At 48.5% G+C, this 21,122-nt stretch carries 23 protein-coding genes; 19 read left to right on the forward strand and 4 right to left on the reverse strand.

The genetic code is table 11. The features are described 5' to 3' along the window. Positions 1–13: 13 nt before the first annotated feature. The 11 genes from iolE (at position 14) to D5S11_RS11025 (ending at position 10,861) form a co-directional block, all read left to right on the forward strand. A complete protein-coding gene (iolE, locus tag D5S11_RS10975) occupies positions 14–910 on the forward strand; it encodes a myo-inosose-2 dehydratase (protein ID WP_108725223.1) in 897 nt (298 codons plus the stop codon). Positions 911–922: 12 nt separating this feature from the next. Next, positions 923–2,218 (forward strand): MFS transporter, encoded by a 1,296-nt coding sequence (locus tag D5S11_RS10980; protein ID WP_032867917.1) that lies wholly within the window; start codon positions 923–925, stop codon positions 2,216–2,218. A gap of 22 nt (positions 2,219–2,240) precedes the next feature. Further along, positions 2,241–3,275, forward strand: coding sequence for a bifunctional inositol 2-dehydrogenase/D-chiro-inositol 1-dehydrogenase (iolG, locus tag D5S11_RS10985; protein WP_108725224.1), 1,035 nt, complete (start codon positions 2,241–2,243; stop codon positions 3,273–3,275). A 19-nt stretch (positions 3,276–3,294) separates the two neighbouring features. Further along, entirely contained in the window at positions 3,295–4,164 is an 870-nt protein-coding gene (locus D5S11_RS10990) for a sugar phosphate isomerase/epimerase family protein (protein ID WP_108725225.1), read from the forward strand. Between the two features lie 87 nt (positions 4,165–4,251). Beyond that, positions 4,252–5,094 (forward strand): 2-keto-myo-inositol isomerase, encoded by an 843-nt coding sequence (iolI, locus tag D5S11_RS10995; RefSeq protein WP_007407832.1) that lies wholly within the window; start codon positions 4,252–4,254, stop codon positions 5,092–5,094. 2 nt (positions 5,095–5,096) lie between these two features. Then, positions 5,097–5,969, forward strand: coding sequence for a 6-phospho-5-dehydro-2-deoxy-D-gluconate aldolase (gene iolJ, locus D5S11_RS11000; RefSeq protein ID WP_039063847.1), 873 nt, complete (start codon positions 5,097–5,099; stop codon positions 5,967–5,969). Positions 5,970–6,076: 107 nt separating this feature from the next. Beyond that, positions 6,077–6,766 (forward strand): two-component system response regulator YxdJ, encoded by a 690-nt coding sequence (yxdJ, locus tag D5S11_RS11005; RefSeq protein ID WP_004393241.1) that lies wholly within the window; start codon positions 6,077–6,079, stop codon positions 6,764–6,766. Further along, on the forward strand, positions 6,763–7,740 hold the full coding sequence (gene yxdK, locus D5S11_RS11010; protein ID WP_108725226.1) for a two-component system sensor histidine kinase YxdK: 978 nt from the start codon (positions 6,763–6,765) through the stop codon (positions 7,738–7,740). The genes yxdJ and yxdK overlap by 4 nt, the downstream gene beginning before the upstream one ends. A 143-nt stretch (positions 7,741–7,883) precedes the next feature. Continuing rightward, complete coding sequence (gene yxdL, locus D5S11_RS11015) at positions 7,884–8,657, forward strand: ABC transporter ATP-binding protein YxdL (RefSeq protein WP_007614823.1); 774 nt, start codon at positions 7,884–7,886, stop codon at positions 8,655–8,657. Further along, positions 8,632–10,500, forward strand: a complete 1,869-nt coding sequence (yxdM, locus tag D5S11_RS11020) for an ABC transporter permease YxdM (RefSeq protein ID WP_108725227.1) — start codon at positions 8,632–8,634, stop codon at positions 10,498–10,500. The genes yxdL and yxdM overlap by 26 nt, the downstream gene beginning before the upstream one ends. 13 nt (positions 10,501–10,513) lie before the next feature. Then, positions 10,514–10,861 (forward strand): YxeA family protein, encoded by a 348-nt coding sequence (locus D5S11_RS11025; RefSeq protein ID WP_004393256.1) that lies wholly within the window; start codon positions 10,514–10,516, stop codon positions 10,859–10,861. Positions 10,862–10,900: 39 nt separating this feature from the next. Here the strand turns inward: D5S11_RS11025 and D5S11_RS11030 are convergent, their stop codons facing one another. After that, positions 10,901–11,863: an iron-hydroxamate ABC transporter substrate-binding protein gene (locus D5S11_RS11030; protein ID WP_007407825.1), complete on the reverse strand. Its 963-nt coding sequence runs from the start codon at positions 11,861–11,863 to the stop codon at positions 10,901–10,903. Between the two features lie 126 nt (positions 11,864–11,989). On the opposite strand from D5S11_RS11030, the gene D5S11_RS11035 reads away from it, so the two are divergent. Continuing rightward, on the forward strand, positions 11,990–12,373 hold the full coding sequence (locus D5S11_RS11035) for a YrzE family protein (RefSeq protein WP_108725228.1): 384 nt from the start codon (positions 11,990–11,992) through the stop codon (positions 12,371–12,373). A 50-nt stretch (positions 12,374–12,423) separates the two neighbouring features. Here D5S11_RS11035 and D5S11_RS11040 read toward each other — a convergent pair whose 3' ends face one another. Together D5S11_RS11040 and D5S11_RS11045 are read right to left on the reverse strand one after the other, a co-directional pair. After that, entirely contained in the window at positions 12,424–12,786 is a 363-nt protein-coding gene (locus D5S11_RS11040) for a hypothetical protein (protein WP_007407823.1), read from the reverse strand. A 160-nt stretch (positions 12,787–12,946) separates the two neighbouring features. After that, positions 12,947–13,333 carry a hypothetical protein gene (locus tag D5S11_RS11045; protein WP_007407822.1) on the reverse strand — a complete coding sequence of 129 codons (387 nt, stop codon included), beginning with the start codon at positions 13,331–13,333 and terminating at the stop codon, positions 12,947–12,949. Between the two features lie 110 nt (positions 13,334–13,443). On the opposite strand from D5S11_RS11045, the gene D5S11_RS11050 reads away from it, so the two are divergent. The 7 genes from D5S11_RS11050 to D5S11_RS11080 all read left to right on the forward strand — a co-directional run bounded on the left by D5S11_RS11050 (position 13,444) and on the right by D5S11_RS11080 (position 19,632). Then, positions 13,444–13,863, forward strand: a complete 420-nt coding sequence (locus D5S11_RS11050; protein ID WP_025285528.1) for a lipocalin family protein — start codon at positions 13,444–13,446, stop codon at positions 13,861–13,863. Further along, positions 13,853–14,377: a hypothetical protein gene (locus tag D5S11_RS11055; RefSeq protein ID WP_025285527.1), complete on the forward strand. Its 525-nt coding sequence runs from the start codon at positions 13,853–13,855 to the stop codon at positions 14,375–14,377. The genes D5S11_RS11050 and D5S11_RS11055 overlap by 11 nt, the downstream gene beginning before the upstream one ends. Before the next feature lie 68 nt (positions 14,378–14,445). After that, the gene (gene yidA, locus D5S11_RS11060; protein ID WP_108725229.1) at positions 14,446–15,258 is read left to right on the forward strand and encodes a sugar-phosphatase; all 813 of its coding nucleotides are present in this window, start codon (positions 14,446–14,448) and stop codon (positions 15,256–15,258) included. Between the two features lie 70 nt (positions 15,259–15,328). Beyond that, positions 15,329–16,270, forward strand: coding sequence for a DNA-binding transcriptional repressor DeoR (locus D5S11_RS11065; protein ID WP_007407818.1), 942 nt, complete (start codon positions 15,329–15,331; stop codon positions 16,268–16,270). A gap of 90 nt (positions 16,271–16,360) precedes the next feature. Further along, the gene (deoC, locus tag D5S11_RS11070) at positions 16,361–17,029 is read left to right on the forward strand and encodes a deoxyribose-phosphate aldolase (RefSeq protein ID WP_007407817.1); all 669 of its coding nucleotides are present in this window, start codon (positions 16,361–16,363) and stop codon (positions 17,027–17,029) included. A gap of 92 nt (positions 17,030–17,121) precedes the next feature. Then, positions 17,122–18,303 (forward strand): NupC/NupG family nucleoside CNT transporter, encoded by a 1,182-nt coding sequence (locus D5S11_RS11075; RefSeq protein ID WP_004393280.1) that lies wholly within the window; start codon positions 17,122–17,124, stop codon positions 18,301–18,303. Between the two features lie 27 nt (positions 18,304–18,330). Continuing rightward, positions 18,331–19,632, forward strand: coding sequence for a pyrimidine-nucleoside phosphorylase (locus tag D5S11_RS11080; protein ID WP_007614811.1), 1,302 nt, complete (start codon positions 18,331–18,333; stop codon positions 19,630–19,632). A 39-nt stretch (positions 19,633–19,671) separates the two neighbouring features. Here D5S11_RS11080 and D5S11_RS11085 read toward each other — a convergent pair whose 3' ends face one another. Continuing rightward, on the reverse strand, positions 19,672–21,090 hold the full coding sequence (locus D5S11_RS11085; protein ID WP_007407815.1) for an amino acid permease: 1,419 nt from the start codon (positions 21,088–21,090) through the stop codon (positions 19,672–19,674). Between the last annotated feature and the right edge of the window lie 32 nt (positions 21,091–21,122).

The raw sequence follows: 21,122 nt of genomic DNA on the forward strand, positions 1-21,122 counted from the left end.
GGGAGGCATCACGATGGGCAAACAAGATATTCTGTGGGGCATCGCTCCCATTGGGTGGCGCAATGACGATATGCCGGAAATCGGAGCCGGGAATACGCTGCAGCATTTGTTAAGCGATATTGTTGTCGCCGGCTTTCAAGGTACGGAAGTGGGAGGGTTTTTCCCTGAACCCTCCGTCCTCAATAAGGAGCTGGCTCTCCGAAATTTACGGATTGCGGGGAAATGGTTCAGCAGCTTTATCATACATGACGGTATTGAAAAAACGGCTGAACAATTTACAGAACACTGTGATTATTTGCAGAAAGTCGGAGCGGATGTCGCCATCGTTTCTGAACAGACGTACAGCGTTCAGGGTTTGGATATTGATGTATTTAAGAAAAAACCGCACTTTTCAGATGAAGAATGGGATATGCTGTGCCAAGGCTTGAACCGTCTCGGGAAAATCGCTGGCGAATACGGGCTGGATCTCACGTTTCATCATCATCTCGGCACAGGCGTCCAGACGGCGGAAGAAGTTGACCGGCTGATGGATGGAACGGACCCGCGGTATGTCCATTTACTTTATGATACCGGCCATGCCTATATCTCGGACGGTGACTATATGAAGATTCTCAACAAGCATATGGATCGGATCAGACACGTTCATTTCAAGGACGCGCGGTTTGACATTATGGAGCGGTGCAGACAGGAAGGCAAGTCATTCAGGCAGTCGTTTTTACAGGGCATTTTTACGGTTCCCGGAGACGGATGCATCGATTTTACCGAAGTATACCGAACGCTCGTCCGTCATGATTATTCAGGCTGGATCGTCATTGAAGCCGAACAAGACCCGGCAGTCGCCAATCCGCTTGAGTACGCGCTGATTGCAAGAAAGTACATCGACAGTGAACTGCTTGATCCTGCAAATTAGAGGGGGACTTATATGAATAGTGCCAAGGCGGAATCAGCTTTCAGCAAAAGGACCATCGCCGCAGCATTAGCAAATTACATTGATGCGGGTTCCATCGTGGCAGGATCAGCGGGTTTATCTATGTGGGTCAGCTATTTAAAGCTGTCCGACAGCCAGATCGGATTGCTCGGCGCCTTCAGCGCAAATGCGATATCAGCGGCCATCGGAGCGCTGCTCGGCGGGTATTTGGCTGATAAGGTCGGACGAAAAGCTGTATACACAAACAGTATGCTCGTCTACGCCTTAGGAATTTGTTTGGTTTTGTTTGGATTCAACTTTCCCATGCTGTTATGCGGATACATGATTATCGGGATTTCTGTAGGCGCGGATATTACAGCTTCATGGACCATTATCGCGGAAAACGCCCCTGAGAAAAACCGGGCGAGGCATTGCGGAGTGGCGCAGGTGGCGTGGGCCGCAGGAGCCGTTGTGGTTCTGCTGTTATCCGTTTTGGTCGGTGACCTCGGGCTTTTAGGAAATAAAATTGTCTTTGCGCATCTATTGGTGATTGCCCTGATCACATATGTGATAAGAAAGCGTTTACCTGAGTCGGATGCCTGGAAAAACAGTGAAGAGCGGCCTGCCGCCGTGAAAAAAACATCTTATTTTGACCTGCTTCAGCCGAAATTTTTCAAGAACATTTTGTTTTTAATGGGTGTGTTTCTCGTATGGAATCTCGCAGCGGGCGTCATGGGATTCTTCATGCCGTACATCTACCAGCAGGTCGGCGGCGTATCCGCAAATACGGCCAACATTCTGCAGATGGCCCTGTTTATCTTCACCGGGCTCGGCGTCGCCTGTATCTTCATGCCTTTTGCAGATAAATATCGGAAAACGGTGTTCGGAATCTGCGCATGTATGGCCGTTGTCGGCTGGTCGCTGTTTTTACTGCCGTTTCAGGGGCTCCCGATGCTGCTTTTGTTTGTCTTAGCGATCGGCATCAATAACGGAGCCGGCCAGCAGGCGAACTACCAGCTGTGGGCAAGCGAGCTGTTCCCGACAGAACACAGAGCGTCAGCACAAGGGCTCATGTTCTTTCTCGTCCGTATTTCAATCGGAATTTGGAGTTTATTTGTGCCGGTCATCATGTCACAATTCGGCATCGGTTTTATGGCCGGTATTCTGCTCATATGTGTGACGGCCAGTATGATCATCGGACTTGTCTTCGCGCCGAATACGTCCGGCAAGTCGCTTGAACAAATACAGGAGGAACTGTACGGTGCTCCTCAGGACGGCAGCGAGAAAAGAAAGACGAGAACCATTATTTGATTATCAGAAGGAGTGGCGATCAATGAATTTACGTATAGGTGTTATCGGAACCGGTGCTATCGGAAAAGAGCACATCAACCGCATCACAAATAAGCTGTCCGGAGCGGAAATTACCGCTGTCACAGATGTGAATCAGGAGGCCGCGCAGCAGACCGTTCAGGATTTCAATTTGAACGCCTCCGTTTATCCTGATGACGACAGCCTCCTCGCTGCTGAAAACGTGGATGCCGTCTTAGTGACAAGCTGGGGCCCGGCTCACGAGTCCAGCGTTTTGAAAGCGATTCAACACGGCAAGCACGTGTTTTGTGAAAAGCCGCTTGCGACAACGGCAGAAGGCTGTATGCGCATTGTCGAGGAAGAAATGAAGACGGGAAAACGATTGGTGCAGGTAGGTTTCATGCGCAGGTATGACAGCGGTTACGTTCAGCTGAAAGAAGCGATTGACAACCGCGTGGTCGGCGAGCCGCTGATGATTCACTGTGCGCACCGCAACCCGACAGTCGCATCCAATTATTCAACGGACATGGCAGTCGTCGATACGCTCGTTCATGAAATTGATGTCCTCCACTGGCTCGTCAATGACGACTATGAATCCGTACAGGTGATCTATCCGAAGAAATCAAAAAATTCGCTGCCGCATCTGAAAGATCCGCAGATGGTCATCATCGAAACAAAAGGCGGCATCGTCATCAATGCCGAAATCTACGTGAACTGTAAATACGGCTACGACATTCAATGTGAAATCGTCGGGGAAGACGGCATTATCAAGCTTCCGGAACCGTCAAGCATCAGCTTGAGAAAAGAAGGGAAATTCAGCACCGATATTCTGATGGACTGGCAGCGCCGATTTGTGGCTGCGTATGATGTGGAAATTCAAGACTTCATTGATTCGATCCGGAATAAAGGCGAAGTCAGCGGTCCGACGGCATGGGACGGTTATATTGCCGCGGTAACAACTGACGCGTGCGTAAAAGCTCAGGAATCCGGACAGAAAGAGCCTGTGGCGCTGCAAGAGAAACCGGCATTCTACCAATCATTTACGACTGTGAACAAATAATAGATCGGGAGTGAAAGAAATGAAACTGGCCTTAGATCCATCCATGTACCGCGATGATTTAACGTTAGAAGAAATGGTCTATAAAACGGCGGAACTCGGATACGAATATATCGAACTGTCTCCGCGCGAGGATTTGTGTCCTTTCTATAAATATCCGAAAGTCGATTCAGCAAAAATCAAACAATTGAAGCGCCTTTTAAAAGATACAGGTGTGAAGCTGTCCTCTCTTCTTCCGCTTTACCACTGGGCGGGTCCTGATGAAGACCGTCGTCAGGCCGCCGTGCGCAACTGGAAACGGGCGATCGAAATTGCGGTTGAACTTGAAGTGGATTTGATGAACAGTGAATTCAGCGGTTCAAAATATGATCCGTTGACAAGTGAAGAAAAATTTATCAAATCCATGGATGAACTGCTGCCCGTCTTTGAAAAAGAAGGCGTTAAACTCAATCTGCAGGCTCACCCGTACGATTTTATCGAAACGCACAAAGGGGCGATGGATATGATCCGCGCGCTTGACAAGGATTGGATCAATCTTGTCTACTCGACTGCGCATACGTTCTTCTATGATGACGGAAAAGGCGATATTGCGACCATGTTTGATGAAGCCGGCGACCGCCTCACACATGTTTTATTTGCAGATACTTTTAATCATAAAGCGGCGCATGGCCTGCGCTACATCGTCAACCCGCCTGACGCGAAAGTAACGGTTCACCAGCATTTGGACATCGGGCAAGGCGAGGTTGATTTTGAAACGATTTTCAGAAAGATGAGAGAGATGAAATTCGACGGAATTGCGACGAACGCCGTTTTTGCTTGGGTCGGCGAAAGAGCGGATGAATCAAGCCGGACCACGCTTAAGAAATTAAAGGAAGAATTAGGTATGGCATAAGCTGAGTACGGAGTTCGGCGGAGCGGGGCAAACAAGCCCTCCAGCCGGACTCCCTTCATATCGAAAACGCGGATGGGAGAGGCTGACATGAAACTTTGCTTTAATGAAGCGACTACGCTGGAGAATTCAAACCTGAAACAGGATTTAGAACTGTGCGAAAAGCACGGCTATGATTATATTGAAATCCGCACAATGGATAAGCTGCCGGAATACTTAAAAGACCATTCACTGGCCGATCTGGCGGAATATTTTCGCACCCATCACATTAAACCGCTTGCCCTGAACGCACTGGTTTTCTTCAACAACCGTGATGAGAAGGGCTATAGGGAGATCATTTCGGAATTCAAAAGCATGATGGAAACCTGCAGGACGCTCGGCGTGAAATATGTGGTGGCCGTGCCGCTTGTGACAGAGCGGAAAATCTTGAAAGAAGAGATCAAAAAGAGCAGCATAGAGGTGCTGACTGAGCTTTCGGACATCGCGGAGCCGTACGGCGTAAACATTGCCCTTGAATTTGTCGGCCACCCGCAATGTACGGTCAATACATTTGAACAGGCGTATGACATCGTGAACGCTGTCGGCCGCGATAATGTCGGACTGGTGTTTGACAGCTTCCATTTCCACGCGATGGGCTCCAATATTGAGAGCTTGAAGCAGGCGGACGGAAAGAAAATTTTCATCTATCATATCGACGATACAGAAGACTTTCCGATCGGCTTTTTAACAGATGAAGACCGCGTCTGGCCTGGACAGGGTGCGATTGACTTAGACGCCCATCTGTCAGCGTTAAAAGAAATCGGATTCAATGATGTTGTCTCCGTAGAGCTGTTCAGACCTGAATATTATAAGCTGACTGCGGAGGAAACGATCAAAACGGCAAAGGAAACAACGGAAGCCGTCGTATCAAAATACTTCATGAAGGAGGCGTGAACATGGCTTTTGTCACCATGAAACATCTTCTTGCAGAAGCGAAACGGGAGCATTATGCAGTCGGCCAATTTAATATCAACGGCCTCCAATGGACAAAGGCGATTCTGCAAGCGGCACAAAAGGAGCAATCGCCGGTCATCGCCGCGGCTTCCGATCGTCTGGTCGACTATTTAGGCGGCTTTAAAACGATTTCCGCCATGGTCGGCGCGTTAATGGAAGAAATGGCGATTACCGTTCCCGTCGTGCTCCATCTTGATCACGGAAGCAGTGCGGAACGCTGCAGACAGGCCATTGACGCCGGATTCAGCTCAGTGATGATTGACGGCTCCCATCATCCGATTGATGAGAACATCGCGATGACAAAAGAAGTCGCCGATTATGCGGCTAAGCACGGCGCCTCAGTAGAAGCAGAAGTCGGCACGGTCGGCGGTATGGAAGACGGGCTGGTCGGCGGGGTCCGCTATGCCGATGTCGCCGAATGTGAGCGGATCGTCAAAGAAACCAATATCGACGCGCTGGCCGCCGCCCTCGGCTCCGTCCACGGCAAATATCAAGGTGAACCGAATCTCGGATTTAAAGAAATGGAGGCTATCTCCCGCATGACTGATATTCCCCTCGTTCTCCACGGAGCATCCGGGATTCCGCAGGATCAGATCAAAAAAGCCATCACGCTCGGCCACGCGAAAATCAATATCAACACGGAATGTATGGTCGCCTGGACAGACGAAACACGCCGCATGTTTCAGGAAAACGGAGATCTGTACGAACCGCGCGGCTACATGACACCCGGCATTGAGGCCGTGGAAGAGACGGTGCGAAGCAAAATGAGAGAGTTCGGATCAGCCGGTAAAGCCGTAAAACAGCAGGTCGGCTGATGAGAACGGAAACCGCCAAGATGGCGGTTTTTTTGTGCGGTGTTGCGCCCGTACGCCCGAAACGATTATGATGATGGCAGCAGTGTAAGAAACGGGAGTGGTTCAGTTTGAATAAAATCATGATTGTGGAAGATAGTGAAGACATTCGCGGACTATTGCAGAATTACCTTGAAAAATACGGATATCAAACCGTGGCCGCCGCGGATTTCACGGCTGTTCTTGATGTTTTTTTGCGGGAAAAGCCTGATGTGGTGCTGCTTGATATCAATCTGCCGTCTTATGACGGCTATTATTGGTGCCGCCAGATCCGCCAGCATTCTACAAGCCCGATCATTTTCATCTCTGCCAGAAGCGGGGAAATGGATCAGGTGATGGCGATTGAAAACGGCGGAGATGATTATATCGAAAAACCATTTTCCTACGATATTGTGCTGGCGAAAATCAAAAGCCAGATCCGGAGGGCGTACGGAGAGTACGCCGCCAAGCAGGGAGAGAAAGTGGTTGAATATGCCGGTGTGCAGCTCTTTGTGGAACGGTTTGAACTGCGCTTTCAGGACGAAAAAAGCGAGCTTTCTAAAAAAGAAAGCAAGCTTTTGGAAGTGCTGCTGGAGCGGGGAGAAAAGGTGACGGGAAGAGACCGGCTCATGGAAAAAACGTGGGACACCGATATTTTCGTCGATGATAATACGCTTAACGTGTATATCACGCGGCTCAGAAAAAAATTGCGGGAGCTGAACGCGCCTGTTTCCATTGAATCGGTGCGGGGCGAAGGCTACCAGCTGAGGGCGCTGTCATGAAGCTGTTTCTCCGGTCTCATGCCGTGCTGATTCTGCTTTTTCTCCTTCAAGGGCTGTTTGTTTTCTTTTATTACTGGTTTGCGGGTCTTCATTCTTTTTCCCACCTGTTTTACATATTGGGCGTGCAGCTTCTTACTTTGGCGGGATATCTTGCCTATCGCTGGTACAAAGACCGCGGCGTGTATCATTGGCTCAGCTCGGAGCAGGAAGGGACGGACATCCCGTATCTCGGTTCTTCAGTGTTTTGTTCAGAGCTGTATGAAAAGCAGATGGAGCTGACCCGGATGCAGCACCAGAAGCTCCATGAGACCGAAGCCAAGCTTGACGCGCGGGTGACGTATATGAACCAATGGGTGCACCAAGTAAAAACGCCGCTGTCGGTCATTAATTTAATCATTCAGGAAGAGGATGAGCCCGTCTTTGAACAAATCAAAAAAGAGGTCCGGCAGATTGAATTCGGGCTGGAGACGCTTCTTTATTCTTCAAGGCTCGACCTGTTTGAGCGGGATTTTAAAGTTGAAGCGGTTTCCTTATCAGAGCTTCTCCAATCGGTCATTCAAAGCTATAAACGATTTTTTATTCAATACCGCGTCTATCCGAAAATGGATATTCGCGATGATCATCAGATTTACACCGATGCGAAATGGCTCAAATTTGCGATCGGCCAAGTGGTCACAAATGCGGTCAAGTATTCGGCAGGCAAGAGTGACAGACTTGAGCTGAATGTCTTCCGCGATGAAGACAGGACGGTGCTTGAAGTCAAAGATTACGGTGTCGGCATTCCCTCGCAAGATATCAAGCGGGTGTTTGACCCTTATTACACCGGCGAAAACGGACGGCGTTTCCAAGAATCTACGGGAATCGGCCTTCATCTCGTCAAAGAAATTACGGGCAAGCTTAATCATACGGTGGACATCACTTCGTCCTCCGGTGAAGGGACATCGGTCCGATTTTCATTTCTTACAAAAATGTAAGGCTGCGTTAAGAAAACAACATAGCTCGTTTTGTTTCCCCTTGATAACATGGATTTATGTCAAGGGGATTTTTATGTTAAATGCCCCGGCACTACATGAAAGCAGCCCAGACCAACAAGAATAAAACCATAAGGAGGATTTTCATGGCGAATATGCTTGAAGTCAAACATATAAATAAAACCTATAAAGGACAAGTGTCCTATCAAGCTTTAAAACAAATTTCGTTTTCAATAGAAGAAGGCGGGTTCACGGCGGTGATGGGACCGTCCGGCTCCGGAAAAACAACGCTTTTGAATATCATTTCAACGATCGACCGGCCGGATTCAGGCGATATCCTGATTCACGGAGAAAACCCGCACCGGCTGAAGCGGACAAAGCTCGCTCATTTCCGCCGCAAGCAGCTCGGATTTGTGTTTCAGGATTTCAACCTTCTGGACACACTGACAATCGGTGAAAATATCATGCTGCCGTTAACGCTTGAAAAAGAAGCGCCGTCTGTCATGGAAGAAAAACTGCACGGCATCGCGGCAAAGCTCGGAATTGAAGACCTGCTCAACAAACGGACGTTTGAAGTATCCGGCGGACAGCGCCAGCGGGCCGCCATCGCAAGAGCGGTCATTCATAAGCCGTCACTCATTCTGGCCGATGAACCGACGGGAAACCTTGATTCCAAAGCGTCAAAAGACGTCATGGAAACGATGCAGAGCCTGAATCAGGATGATCATATCACGGCTTTGATGGTGACCCACGATCCGGTTGCGGCAAGCTACTGCCGCCGCGTCATCTTTATAAAAGACGGCGAACTGTTTAATGAGATTTACCGCGGGGAAAACCGCCAAGTCTTTTATGAGCAGATTCTTGATGTGCTGTCTATGCTGGGGGGAAACGCAAATGACCTTTCTTCAGTTCGCTTATAAAAACGTCACGAGAAACAAAAGGGCCTATCTTGCTTTCTTTTTAAGCAGCGCTTTTTCCGTTTTGATTTTCTTTACCTTTGCGATGTTCCTGTTTCATCCGGCACTAAAGGAAGGCTACCTGAATAACATCGCCAGAAAAGGCTTAACCGCTGCGGAATGGATGATCTTTGTTTTTTCTTTCTTATTTGTTCTGTATTCGGTTAACGCATTTTTGAAATCGAGAAATAAAGAATTCGGCATCCTGCTGATGCAGGGTATTACGCCGGTGCAGCTGAGAAAGCTCATTACGGCGGAAAACATGATCATCGGCGTCATGTCGATCGCAGCGGGGATTATCGGAGGCTTCATTTTTTCGAAAACGTTCTTTACGGTCGGCGCTTATATTTTAGAAATGGACGCGCTGCCTCTGTACATGCCTTGGAAAGCGCTCGGCATTACGGCCGGCGGATTTCTGCTCTTATTTTTCCTTTTATCGCAGTTCACGATCCTTTTTGTCAGATCAAATACGGTGATCAAATTAATAAAGGGCACTGACAAGATCAAGCCGGAGCCGAAGCCGTCCGTGCTTCTGTCTATATTCGGCATCGCCTGCCTGTGCGGCGGGTACGGCATGGTTCTGAAAGGCAATGTCCACGGGACTCAACCGTTCATCATTTTACTGCTTACCGTCATCGGTACGTATTTCTTTTTCAGCCAAAGCAGCATCTGGATTCTGCGCGCGCTGAAGAAGTGGAAAACCTTTTATCTGCGCGGGAAAAATGTCATTTGGGTTTCTGATCTTGTTTATCGTTTAAAAGACAACGCCCGCCTGTTCTTTATTGTCAGCATTATTTCCGCGGTAGCGTTTACGGCGACAGGCGTGCTCGCGATGTACAAATCGACCGTCGGGGCGGAAGAGTCCGCTTATGAGATGGAGTATTTATCTTACAGCGGCAACCCAAAAGAACAGACTCATTTGAAAGATATTGACCATGAACTGAAAACACACGGCTTTACGTATAAGAAAGACAAAATAAATGTTTCCTATATTCGCTATCAGGAAGGAGATACTGTTCCGCCTGTTTACATGATCAGCGAATCGGAGGCGGCGAAGTACTTCCATGTTAATCTAAACGGCCTGAAACATGGCGAGGCCGTCTATTTCCCGGGCACGTATGACCGGAATTTCAAAAACGAAGCGCCGGATCAGCTGAAGCTGCTGAACCAAAAAGGCAAGCCGTCTGACCAAAAACTGTCGGTAAAAGAAGTCAAAAAACCGCTGATCTCATTGAATGCCATCATCGCGGTGAACGATCAAACCTTTGATCAGCTGAAATCACTCGGTGAGAAAGCGTCATTATACGGCTACAGCTATGATCATTGGAAAGACAGTCTTGGGATCAGCCAATCCTTGAAAAATGAGATTTACGGCAACTATATCGACGTCCATTCTGATTTTATGGCAAAAGCCGGCACCTACTATGATACGGTGCAGCTGCCGAGCCTGAGTTTATTCATCGGCCTGTTTATCGCGATCGTCTTCTTTGTCGCGGCAGCAAGTTTCTTATATTTCAGGCTGTTCACCGATTTAGATGAAGACAGGGAGCGCTACCGTTCATTGGCCAAAATCGGCCTGAGTGAGCGTGAAATGGCACAAAGCGTGACGATACAATTGGCGATTTTGTTCTTCTTCCCATTTGTCATTGCCGTCATGCATACGCTGTTTGCCTTGAGAACATTGGCCGTGGAAGGCTATTCCGATGTAGCGGGGCCGCTCAGTTTCACTATCGGAGGGTTTTTCATTTTTCAGCTTCTGTTCTTCCTCACAGTGCGGTCAAGCTATTTGAAAAAAATGAATAAGTAAGGGGAGTGCAAAGATGAAAAAAGCATTGGCAATCCTGGCCGTCTTGGCGGCCGCTGCCGTCATATACGGACTTCTCTTTTTTCATAATGATGTTACAGACAGATTTAATCCGTTTATTCACCAGCAAGATGTTTATGTACAGATTGATCGAGATGGCAAACATCTTAGCCCGGGCGGTACTGAGTATACATTAGACGGATATAACGCATCCGGGAAAAAAGAAGAAGTGACCTTTTTCGCCGGGAAAGACCTTCGGAAGAACGCGTATTTGAAGGTGAAGGCGAAAGGAAAGTATGTCGAGACCTGGGAAGAAGTCAGATTTGAAGATATGCCGGGCTCCGTACAGTCAAAGTTAAAGTGAACATGAAAAGCGGCACAGTGTCATGACTGTGCCGTTTTTTTATTTTTTATTTTCTTCAGCCCGTTTGATCAGCATGTCGGTGATGATATCCATCTGTTTGCTGACGGCAATCGGGTCATACGGATAGAAGGTGTTGAAATCGTTGATAAAGACACGATTGTGTTTTACGGCATCGAGATTTTTCCAAACGGATGAATCTTTCAGACGCTCAAATGTTTTGCTTTCTCCATTCGGATTGTAATCAGTAATGAACATATAATCAGCCGCATATTGAGGGATGACCTCTTGGGAAACCTGTTTCATGGCGCCTGTTTTCATGATGTTTTTTTCAATTTTGGCCGGCGCTTTCAATCCGAGCGCGTTATAAACGGCTTGGCCGCCGCGGCCGGAATTGTCATTGAAAACCCAGATCTCGCCTTTATCCGTCGTTTCATAAAGGCCGACTGTCTCGTCTTTGCCGATCACGTTTTTGAGGCGCTTTTGATTCGCTTCGGCTTTTTTGTTGAAGTCTGCCATAAAGCTTTTGGCTTTATCCTTCGCCCCGGCAATGTCGCCGAATAGGCTGACCGTATCTTTCGTATTCTTTGCGGTGTTAAAAGGAATGACAATCGTCGGTGCGATTTTCGATAGTTTCTCGTATTGGTCTTCCTTCATCAGCACGATTAAATCAGGCTTCAGCTGCATCACTTTCTCCACATTGACGGGATTGCCGATGTCAGTAATGTTTTTCAGCTGTTTTTTGATAAACGGATTTTTGAAAGTCCATGAGCCCGCCCCGACGACATTTGCGTCAACGGACAGCAGCTCACCCGCATAAAAGTCAGTGACGATCCGTTTCGGATGTGCGGGTATGTCAATATTTCCTTTTGTTGATTCATATGTACGCATGTCTGTCTTTCCTTTGCCTGATGCCGATCCGTTGTTTTCCTTCGCGCCGCTGCAAGCGCTTAATGCGAAAACAAGCAGAAGTGCCAGGCCGATCAGCCATGATTGTTTCTTCATAATGATCCCCCTATTTAAGTGATAATGATTATCATTATTAATATAGCAGGAAGACGTCATTCCGTCTATGTTTTTTATAGAAAACCTTCCTTGATTATCCATGTTATAGTAGTAAAGGAGGAATGAATGTTGATTACGAAAAGAGGGACTTGGTGGGAAGTGCTGCACAGCTGGTGGCTGCTGCTGACTTTTGCGCTGACCGCTTTCTTGGCCTTTTTCTATATCGGCTACCGGGCTAAGAACAAAAAATGGCTGAAATACGGACTTATCTATTTTATTATTTTAGCAATTGCTTTTGTGCTGCCGAGCACGCCGGGCGTGTATATCGTGCTGCCTTTATGGGTCATCTCCATCATCCACGGGCTGAAAGTGCGGGCGGCTTATTTGATACAGCTTGATGTGTTTAAACAAAACGTCGAAGCAAGAGCGTTTGAAGCGGTAAGGCATGAGGCGGAAGCAAAATTCGGCGGAAAACCCGCTCATCGCATTGATCTGACAAAACAGAGATAAAAACAAATGACAAAGCCGGTATCTCGCGCTTTGTCATTTGCATGACCGGCCTATTGCTGGTATGAATGCTGCTGAAACGGTGTGTGATGCTGTGTTTGCGGGAATGAAGAAACATTAGCGTTTGCCATCGGTGCAGGCATGTGTCCGCTTACTTCCTGCTGAAGCTGATTGCACACATTCACGATTTGCTGGCATTTCTGAATGGCCGCTTCATGCCCCTGCAGCGCTTGCTGAATGGTATGAACGGCATGCTGTTCATGGTTAAGCATTTGCTGAAGCATTTGAATGTTTTGCTGTTCCTGCTGGAGCATTTGCTTGTACTGCTGACTGCTTTGCTGTGTCTGCTGAATAAGCTGCTGTGCTGTTTGGCGGCATTGCTGCAGCTGATTTCCGCTGTATTGGTTTTGATACATCATGAAGACCTCCTGGAGTGATTGATTTTACACATTTATCATGTGAAAGAATAGGAGAGGCATTCATGGAAGAAAAGGATTCAAATATTTACCTGTTATGTACAGAGCGGAATACAAGGCTCGGGATGGCCTGTCGAGCTTTGTATTCCGGCCCTTTTTCTCAGAAGCCGCCTTCTGTAGCGTGAAAAGGAATATTGAGTCTGTTTTCGACTGCGCGCAGGCGCTGATTCAAACGGTTTAAGCGGCGGGTATGGATTTCAATGGACTGGCTCAGCCGTCTGATCTGCTCATTCATACGCGTGATTTCTCGGTTTTGGCGCTGGTCTTCTTGTGAGAGGCGGGTGAGCTCTCTCGTTTGCTCGGCGTTTTGTCTTTCAAGCTGGGCGACTCTCCGTTCTAAACCTGTCGGCTGCCGCTCTTCGGACTGAGGGGGCGCATAATAATAGCTTTCCTGCTGCTGATACGGCTCATACTCAACGCGGTTCACTTCGTATTCCTGCTGCTGAGGGAAATAGGCAGGCGGGGTGTAGTACTGATATGGGTTCATTCATCATTCTCCTTATCTAGTGAAGTCTTTATACACTATGTAGTCAATTGCACAGTGCCACGGCATCCGCCTAAGTTACAGGCGTAAAAAAGCTTCAAAGGAAGGTGATCATGTTGCGGAACATACGGATTTTCATCATGACGGTTCTTGTTTTCGGATGCGTCATGATAACAGGCTGCTCGCAAAAGAAAGCAGACGAACCCCCTTTTTATTACGGGACATGGGATGCGGGGCTGAAACCGGGCCCGATGGACGGGGTCAGATCTGAAACCGTCACGTTTACGAAAGACAGCGTGCTGACAAAGCAGGTCATTCAAGGCCGCGGCGAGGTTGCCATGCCCTCAGATGTGTACAAGGTGATCTCACAAAACACGGACGGGACGATCGAGATTGAATACCTCGGACATCCGCACCCCGTCAAAAGCACGTTGAAAAGAGGAAAAAACGATACGCTCATTTGGAAGATATACGGAGAAACAAAAACAATGACAAGAATAAAAACCGGCGGGGAGGATGCACATGAGAAATAAGGCTGCCGACAGACTCGTTTTGACGGGTGTCATCGTACATATCATTCAATGGTTTTCACTGTTATGGTTATTTTTTATGCTTTTTGATCAGTTCGGGCGTTTTACCATTTACAATCCCAATGTCGTAAACGGAAGCATGCAGTCTTTTTCATTCTTTGATATGATGCGCGCTCTTCTGTTTTCCGGCACGCTGCGGAATACGCTCCTGCTGTTTCTGTTTGCGGCGCTGCTCATTTACATGTGGGTGAACGCTCTGTTTATCCTGCTGGAAATCGTTTCTTATATCATGATCAGGCGGAACAGCCGTTCATTATGGGCATACTTTCCCGCAGCGATGGGAATAAAGCTTGCCCTTCTGGACATAGCGGCCGTCCCTTTCTTTGCGGCGGGGCTGATGCTCTTGAAGCAGAAAACAGATGACGGCGGCGAACAAGCTGACAAGGGGAAAAGACGGCCCCGCATCCGGAGGCAGGCCCGGTTTACGAAGAGAAGGCGGAGAAACTTGTCCGTTTGATTTTTCATTGAAACGAAAAAACGATATGATGAAAGCATAAGAAGAAAAGGATACAAAGGAGATGCAGGATGTACAAGTTAATCGCAATAGATATGGACGGAACACTACTAAACGATCATCATGAAGTGACGGCTGAAGTCCGCGGGGCGCTTGATGCCGCCAAAGCGGAAGGGGTCAATATCGTCCTGTGCACGGGCCGGCCGATCGGCGGCGTGCGTCGGTATTTGGAAGAGCTGAACTTACAGGAGGAAGGCGACTTTGTGATTGCCTATAACGGCGCACTCGTCCAAAATACGTATACAAACGGTGTCGTGGCCGAGCAGTCATTAGGTTATGAGGATTTGAAGTCGCTTTACGAGCTGAGCTTACAGCTGGATACTCCGATGCATTACTTTGACACAGCCAATCTGTACACGCCGAACCGGGATATCAGTGAATACACGGTATACGAATCATATATTACGAAAGTGCCGCTTCATTTCCGCACGATCGATGAAGTGCTGAAGGATATTCTGATTCCGAAAGTCATGTTCATTGACGATCCGGACAAGCTGGAGAAAGCGATCGCTTCCATTCCGGAATCATTCAAGGAAACATACACAATGGTCAAAAGCGCGCCATTCTTCTATGAGATTCTTCACCCGAAAGTCAGTAAAGGAAACGCAGTCAAGCTGCTGGCCGAAAAACTCGGCATTGAACAGAAAGACGTCATGGCAATCGGCGATAACGGCAACGACATGTCCATGATTCAGTGGGCCGGCTGCGGTGTGGCAATGGCCAATGCCATCCCGGAAGTAAGGGAGATTGCTGATTATGAAACGAAATCAAATAACGAACACGGCGTGGCGCATGCGATTCAGGAGCTTGTGCTGAAAAAATAGGCACCCCATCAGAGGGTGCTTTTTTACCGCGTGTTTTGGTGATATGATAAGCGGAGAGGGGAGGCGCGACATGGATCGTGAAAAACAGCAGCTCAGCATAGAAGCGGCAAAACTATATTATCAATCAGATTACAGCCAGCAGCAGATCGCCGAACGGCTTGATCTGTCACGCCCCACCGTTTCAAGGCTGCTTCAGTACGCAAAGGAAAAAGGGTATGTTCAAATTCGCGTCATGGACCCGTTTGAGGATCTGGACGAACTCGGCGCGAAGCTGGAAGAAAAATACGGGCTGCTTGAGGCGCACGTCGTCTTTTCTCCAAGCGACGATTACCAGGCCATTACACATTACTTAAGCCGCTATGGCGCAGACTATATGCATAAAACCGTAAAGGACGGCGATATACTCGGCGTAAGCTGGGGGACGACGATGTACCAGATCGCAAGCCGCATGGAGCCGAAGCAGGTAAAGAGCGTTGAAGTCGTGCAGCTGAAAGGCGGCATCAGTCATTCCAATGTTAATACGTACTCGTCAGAAACGATTCAGCTGTTCGCCGAAGCATTTCAGACGATGCCGAGGTATTTGCCGCTGCCGGTTATATTTGACAGCGCCGATGTGAAACAGATGGTCGAGCGGGACAGACATATTAAGCGGATCATTGAAATGGGCAGACAAGCCAATATCGCCCTGTTTACGGTCGGAACCGTCCGGGATGAGGCGCTGCTTTTCAGACTCGGCTATTTCCGGGAAGAAGAGAAACAATTGCTGAAAGCACGCGGAGTCGGCGATATTTGTTCGCGCTTTTTTGACGAGGAAGGCAGGATTTGCAGCAGCAGCATTAACGGCAGGACGATCGGAGTCGAGCTCAGCGACTTGAAAATGAAAGAGCGTTCGATTCTGGTGGCGGGCGGCAGCAGAAAATGCAAGGCCATTCACGGTGCCCTGAAAGGAAAGTACGCCAACGTTTTGATTACCGATCAGCATACGGCCAAAAAACTCATTCAAGAATTGTGACAATTCATGAACATAATTTCAATTACCAATTTACATATGTTCAAAATTCGGTTATTCTAAACGTATCCTAGGAAAAAGGAAGTGCATACAATGTCAATTGCAAGTCAAATAGACCATACTGCTTTGAAACCGCATACACAAAAAGCGGATATTTTACAACTGATAAAAGAAGCAAAAGAATATAAATTCGCTTCCGTTTGTGTAAACCCGACTTGGGTCAAACTCGCAGCGGAGGAACTGAAAGGCACTGGAGTTGACGTTTGCACCGTTATCGGATTTCCTCTCGGCGCCACGACATCGGAAACAAAAGCATTTGAAACGAAGGATGCCATCTCAAAAGGGGCAACTGAGGTTGACATGGTCATCAATATCGGTGCATTAAAAGACGGCGATGATGAAGCGGTTGAAGCTGATATCCGCGCGGTAGTTGAAGCATCTGATAAAAAAGCGCTCGTCAAAGTGATCATCGAAACATGCCTTTTAACAGATGAAGAAAAAGAGCGCGCGTGCCGCTTGGCGGTATCCGCAGGCGCAGATTTCGTCAAAACGTCTACCGGTTTTTCTACAGGCGGGGCAACGGCTGAAGATATCGCTCTTATGAGAAAAACAGTCGGACCGGACATCGGGGTCAAAGCATCAGGCGGCATCAGAACAAAAGCTGATGTTGACAGCATGATCGCTGCGGGCGCGAGCCGGATCGGCGCAAGTGCGGGCGTCTCTATCGTGAGCGGCGGAGACAGCGGCAGCAGCGACTATTAATCAGCAGTGCGGAAGCCGAAAGCTTCCGCCATCCTCTTTCTTTGTTGATGCATAAAAAATTGTAAGCGAATACAAATAAAAGGAGAACACATATGAAGTATCTCATCGGAATTATCGGAATCATTGTGTTTTTAGGTCTTGCCTGGCTTGCCAGCAACGGCAAAAAAAGAATCAGAATCCGGCCGATCGCCGTCATGCTCGTGCTGCAGCTGATTCTCGGTTATATTCTCCTCAACACCGGTATCGGGAATTTTCTTGTCGGCGGTTTTGCAAAAGGATTTAACTACTTGCTGGAATATGCATCAGAAGGGATTAACTTTGTATTCGGCGGGCTTGTGAATGCGAAACAGACGACGTTCTTCATGAGCGTGCTTCTGCCGATCGTCTTTATATCCGCTTTAATCGGAATTCTGCAGCATTGGAAGGTCCTCCCCTTCATCACGAAGTATATCGGTCTTGCGTTAAGCAAGGTGAACGGAATGGGGAAAATCGAATCTTACAACGCTGTCGCATCCGCGATTTTAGGGCAATCAGAAGTCTTTATCAGTTTGAAAAAACAGCTCGGTTATCTTACTGAACAGCGCTTATATACGCTTTGCGCGTCCGCAATGTCGACGGTCTCAATGTCGATCGTCGGTTCTTACATGATGATGCTGAAGCCCGAATACGTCGTGACGGCGCTTGTGCTGAACTTATTCGGCGGATTTATCATCGCTTCTATCATCAACCCGTACACTGTCAGCAAAGAAGAGGATTTGATCGTCGTTCCTGAAGAAGAAAAGCAATCCTTTTTTGAAGTGCTCGGTGAGTATATAATGGATGGATTCAGAGTCGCCGTCGTCGTAGCGGCGATGCTGATCGGATTTGTCGCACTCATTGCCCTGGTCAACGGCGTTTTTAATGCGGTCTTCGGCATTACATTCCAGGCGCTGCTCGGATATGTATTCGCGCCGTTTGCGTTTTTAACCGGTATTCCGTGGAATGAAGCGGTGAGCGCCGGAAGCATTATGGCGACGAAAATGGTATCGAATGAATTTGTGGCGATGCAGACACTCTCATCCGGCGATTTCCATTTCAGTGCGCATACACAGGCAGTGGTATCTGTATTCCTTGTCTCATTCGCGAATTTCTCCTCTATCGGAATCATTACCGGTGCGGTGAAAGGGCTGCATGAAAAACAAGGAAACGTCGTCGCGCGGTTCGGGCTGAAGCTGCTGTACGGCGCAACGCTCGTCAGCTTCCTGACAGCGGCGATCGTCGGATTGATTCACTGAACATAAATGAAGGACAGGTGATAGATCATGAGAATGGTAGATCTTATTGTAAAAAAACAAAATGGAAAAGAACTTACAACAGAAGAAATTCAATTTTTCGTAAAAGGATACACGGACGGAAGCATCCCTGATTATCAGGCAAGCGCGCTGGCTATGGCGATTTACTTTCAGGATATGACGGATCAGGAGCGCGCCGATCTGACAATGGCGATGGTGAATTCAGGAGAAACGATTGATCTCTCCGCCATTGAAGGCATTAAGGTCGACAAGCACTCTACGGGCGGGGTCGGCGACACGACAACTCTCGTACTCGCACCGCTCGTCGCGGCGCTCGGCGTTCCCGTTGCTAAAATGTCCGGCCGCGGTCTCGGCCATACGGGGGGAACCATTGATAAGCTGGAAGCGATCGAAGGCTTCCACGTGGAATTATCAAAAGATGAATTCATCAAGCTTGTGAACCGCGACAAGGTAGCCGTCATCGGACAAAGCGGCAATTTGACGCCTGCCGATAAAAAGCTGTATGCGCTGCGTGATGTAACGGGTACGGTGAACTCCATCCCGCTGATCGCAAGCTCAATTATGAGTAAAAAAATTGCCGCCGGAGCAGATGCCATCGTGCTTGACGTCAAAACGGGCGCGGGCGCGTTTATGAAAACGGATGAAGACGCCGTGAACCTCGCCAAAGCAATGGTCCGCATCGGAAACAACGTCGGCCGCCAGACGATGGCCGTGATTTCTGACATGTCGCAGCCGCTCGGTTTTGCGATCGGGAATGCCCTGGAAGTACAAGAAGCCATTGATACATTAAGAGGGGAAGGCCCTGAAGACTTAAACGAACTCGTTCTCACGCTCGGCAGCCAAATGGTCGTATTGGCGAAAAAAGCTGAGACATTGGAAGAAGCGAGAACGAAGCTGCAGGAAGTCATGAAAAACGGCAAAGCGCTTGAAAAGTTCAAAGAGTTCCTAAGCAATCAGGGAGGAGACGCTTCTGTCGTTGACGATCCGTCCAAACTTCCGCAGGCGGCGTACAAAATTGACGTTCCGGCAAAAGAAGCGGGTGTCGTTTCAGAAATCGTCGCTGACGAAATCGGCGTCGCAGCGATGCTGTTGGGCGCGGGACGTGCGACAAAAGAGGACGAAATCGATCTTGCCGTCGGCATTATGCTCCGCAAAAAAGTCGGTGACAACGTCGAAAAAGGCGAGCCGCTCGTCACCCTTTACGCCAACCGCGAAAACGTTGACGACGTGACCGCCAAAGTCTATGACAACATCCGCATCTCAGAAAAAGCGGAAGCGCCGAAACTGATTCATACGCTGATTACGGAATAAGAGAAGAAAGGCACATACCTCATCAGTATGTGCCTTTTTTTATGGCATGGTTTTATCCAAATGAATGTCACGGACGGATTGTTTCGGCTGTTTCTTTCTCAAAAAACGAATGAGATAGCACAGGATCATACAAGGAATTCCGCAGAAGAGGGCGATTCTTTGATTGGGATCAAATGCAAGGCCTACGCATGAAGCGAAACATAAGATCACAGCGGCGATCGGAACGAGAGGGTATAACGGTGTGCGGAAGGTCAGATCCGAGACGCGTCCGCCGTTTTTCACATAATGTTTTCGAAATAACAGCTGAGACAGGGCGATGCTCATCCACACCACGACGCCGGCAAATCCGGCTATTGCCACGAGCACCACGTAGACCGTGCCCGGGGCGGCGATGCTTGAGATCAAGGATATGCAGGAAACGGCCATGCTGGCGAGCAGAGCATTCAGCGGAATGCCTTTCGGCGTGACTTTTTTGAACCGGGCGCTGATCATGTTTTCATTCGCAAGAGACCACAGCATCCGGGTGGAAGCATACAGTCCGGAGTTGGCGACCGAAAGCAAAGCCGTTAAAATCACGAAGTTCATGATATCTGCGGCGTATGGGATACCGATTTGGGAAAAGACCGCGACAAACGGACTTTCAATCACACCGGCTTCCTTCCAGGAGATCAGTCCGGACAGCACAAAAATGGCGCCGATAAAAAAGATGACCGTTCTCCAGGCGACATTTCGGATCGAACGCGGAATATCTTTTGCCGGATTGGCGGTTTCACCCGCGGTAATTCCGATCAGCTCCGTCCCTGAAAAGGCGAAGCTTACGGAAATCATTGCGATGAAAACCGCAAGAAAGCCGTTCGGAAACAGCCCGCCGTGTGAGGTGAAATTCGACAGCATCGGAGCTTCACCCGAACCGTGCAATGAAATCAAACCGAACATCGCGGCGCCGCCTAAGATGATAAATAAAAGGATGGTAACGATTTTGACGCTTGAAAACCAAAACTCCGTTTCTGCAAACAATTTAACGGAGAATGCATTGGCGGCAAAAAGGAGAGCCGCGAAAATCGCGCTCCACATCCAGACGCTGCTGTGGGGAAACCAGCGCTGCATGAGGATACCGGAAGCTGTAAACTCCGATCCTACCGTCACCACCCAATTCACCCAATACATGATACCGACCATAAAGCCCGTGGACGGCCCGATAAACGTTGTCGCATACGTTTGAAATGAACCGGTCACAGGCATGGCTACTGACAATTCTCCGAGACACTGCATGACAAGATACATCATCAAGCCGCCGATCAGGTAAGCGGCGATCGTCCCGCCCGGCCCGGCCTGGCTCAATGTATACCCTGTGCTCAAAAACAGCCCCGTGCCGATGACCCCTCCCAATGAAATCATAAATAAGTGCCTGCTTTTCATCGTGCGCTTTAGCTGATTGCCGCCTTGATCAACATCCATCGTGATCTCCCCCTTTTTGCGTGGCGTGAGAA

Origin of the sequence: Bacillus sp. L75, assembly GCF_003676355.1 — a bacterium.
Taxonomy (GTDB): domain Bacteria; phylum Bacillota; class Bacilli; order Bacillales; family Bacillaceae; genus Bacillus; species Bacillus velezensis.

What these genes read in the sequence shown, in the direction of transcription:
- iolE (WP_108725223.1), top strand. Translation starts at nt 14, where the DNA reads ATGGGCAAACAAGATATTCTGTGGGGCATCGCTCCCATTGGGTGGCGC.
- D5S11_RS10980 (WP_032867917.1), top strand. Translation starts at nt 923, where the DNA reads ATGAATAGTGCCAAGGCGGAATCAGCTTTCAGCAAAAGGACCATCGCC.
- iolG (WP_108725224.1), top strand. Translation starts at nt 2,241, where the DNA reads ATGAATTTACGTATAGGTGTTATCGGAACCGGTGCTATCGGAAAAGAG.
- D5S11_RS10990 (WP_108725225.1), top strand. Translation starts at nt 3,295, where the DNA reads ATGAAACTGGCCTTAGATCCATCCATGTACCGCGATGATTTAACGTTA.
- iolI (WP_007407832.1), top strand. Translation starts at nt 4,252, where the DNA reads ATGAAACTTTGCTTTAATGAAGCGACTACGCTGGAGAATTCAAACCTG.
- iolJ (WP_039063847.1), top strand. Translation starts at nt 5,097, where the DNA reads ATGGCTTTTGTCACCATGAAACATCTTCTTGCAGAAGCGAAACGGGAG.
- yxdK (WP_108725226.1), top strand. Translation starts at nt 6,763, where the DNA reads ATGAAGCTGTTTCTCCGGTCTCATGCCGTGCTGATTCTGCTTTTTCTC.
- yxdL (WP_007614823.1), top strand. Translation starts at nt 7,884, where the DNA reads ATGGCGAATATGCTTGAAGTCAAACATATAAATAAAACCTATAAAGGA.
- yxdM (WP_108725227.1), top strand. Translation starts at nt 8,632, where the DNA reads ATGACCTTTCTTCAGTTCGCTTATAAAAACGTCACGAGAAACAAAAGG.
- D5S11_RS11025 (WP_004393256.1), top strand. Translation starts at nt 10,514, where the DNA reads ATGAAAAAAGCATTGGCAATCCTGGCCGTCTTGGCGGCCGCTGCCGTC.
- D5S11_RS11030 (WP_007407825.1), bottom strand. Translation starts at nt 11,863, where the DNA reads ATGAAGAAACAATCATGGCTGATCGGCCTGGCACTTCTGCTTGTTTTC.
- D5S11_RS11035 (WP_108725228.1), top strand. Translation starts at nt 11,990, where the DNA reads ATGTTGATTACGAAAAGAGGGACTTGGTGGGAAGTGCTGCACAGCTGG.
- D5S11_RS11040 (WP_007407823.1), bottom strand. Translation starts at nt 12,786, where the DNA reads ATGTATCAAAACCAATACAGCGGAAATCAGCTGCAGCAATGCCGCCAA.
- D5S11_RS11045 (WP_007407822.1), bottom strand. Translation starts at nt 13,333, where the DNA reads ATGAACCCATATCAGTACTACACCCCGCCTGCCTATTTCCCTCAGCAG.
- D5S11_RS11050 (WP_025285528.1), top strand. Translation starts at nt 13,444, where the DNA reads ATGTTGCGGAACATACGGATTTTCATCATGACGGTTCTTGTTTTCGGA.
- D5S11_RS11055 (WP_025285527.1), top strand. Translation starts at nt 13,853, where the DNA reads ATGAGAAATAAGGCTGCCGACAGACTCGTTTTGACGGGTGTCATCGTA.
- yidA (WP_108725229.1), top strand. Translation starts at nt 14,446, where the DNA reads ATGTACAAGTTAATCGCAATAGATATGGACGGAACACTACTAAACGAT.
- D5S11_RS11065 (WP_007407818.1), top strand. Translation starts at nt 15,329, where the DNA reads ATGGATCGTGAAAAACAGCAGCTCAGCATAGAAGCGGCAAAACTATAT.
- deoC (WP_007407817.1), top strand. Translation starts at nt 16,361, where the DNA reads ATGTCAATTGCAAGTCAAATAGACCATACTGCTTTGAAACCGCATACA.
- D5S11_RS11075 (WP_004393280.1), top strand. Translation starts at nt 17,122, where the DNA reads ATGAAGTATCTCATCGGAATTATCGGAATCATTGTGTTTTTAGGTCTT.
- D5S11_RS11080 (WP_007614811.1), top strand. Translation starts at nt 18,331, where the DNA reads ATGAGAATGGTAGATCTTATTGTAAAAAAACAAAATGGAAAAGAACTT.
- D5S11_RS11085 (WP_007407815.1), bottom strand. Translation starts at nt 21,090, where the DNA reads ATGGATGTTGATCAAGGCGGCAATCAGCTAAAGCGCACGATGAAAAGC.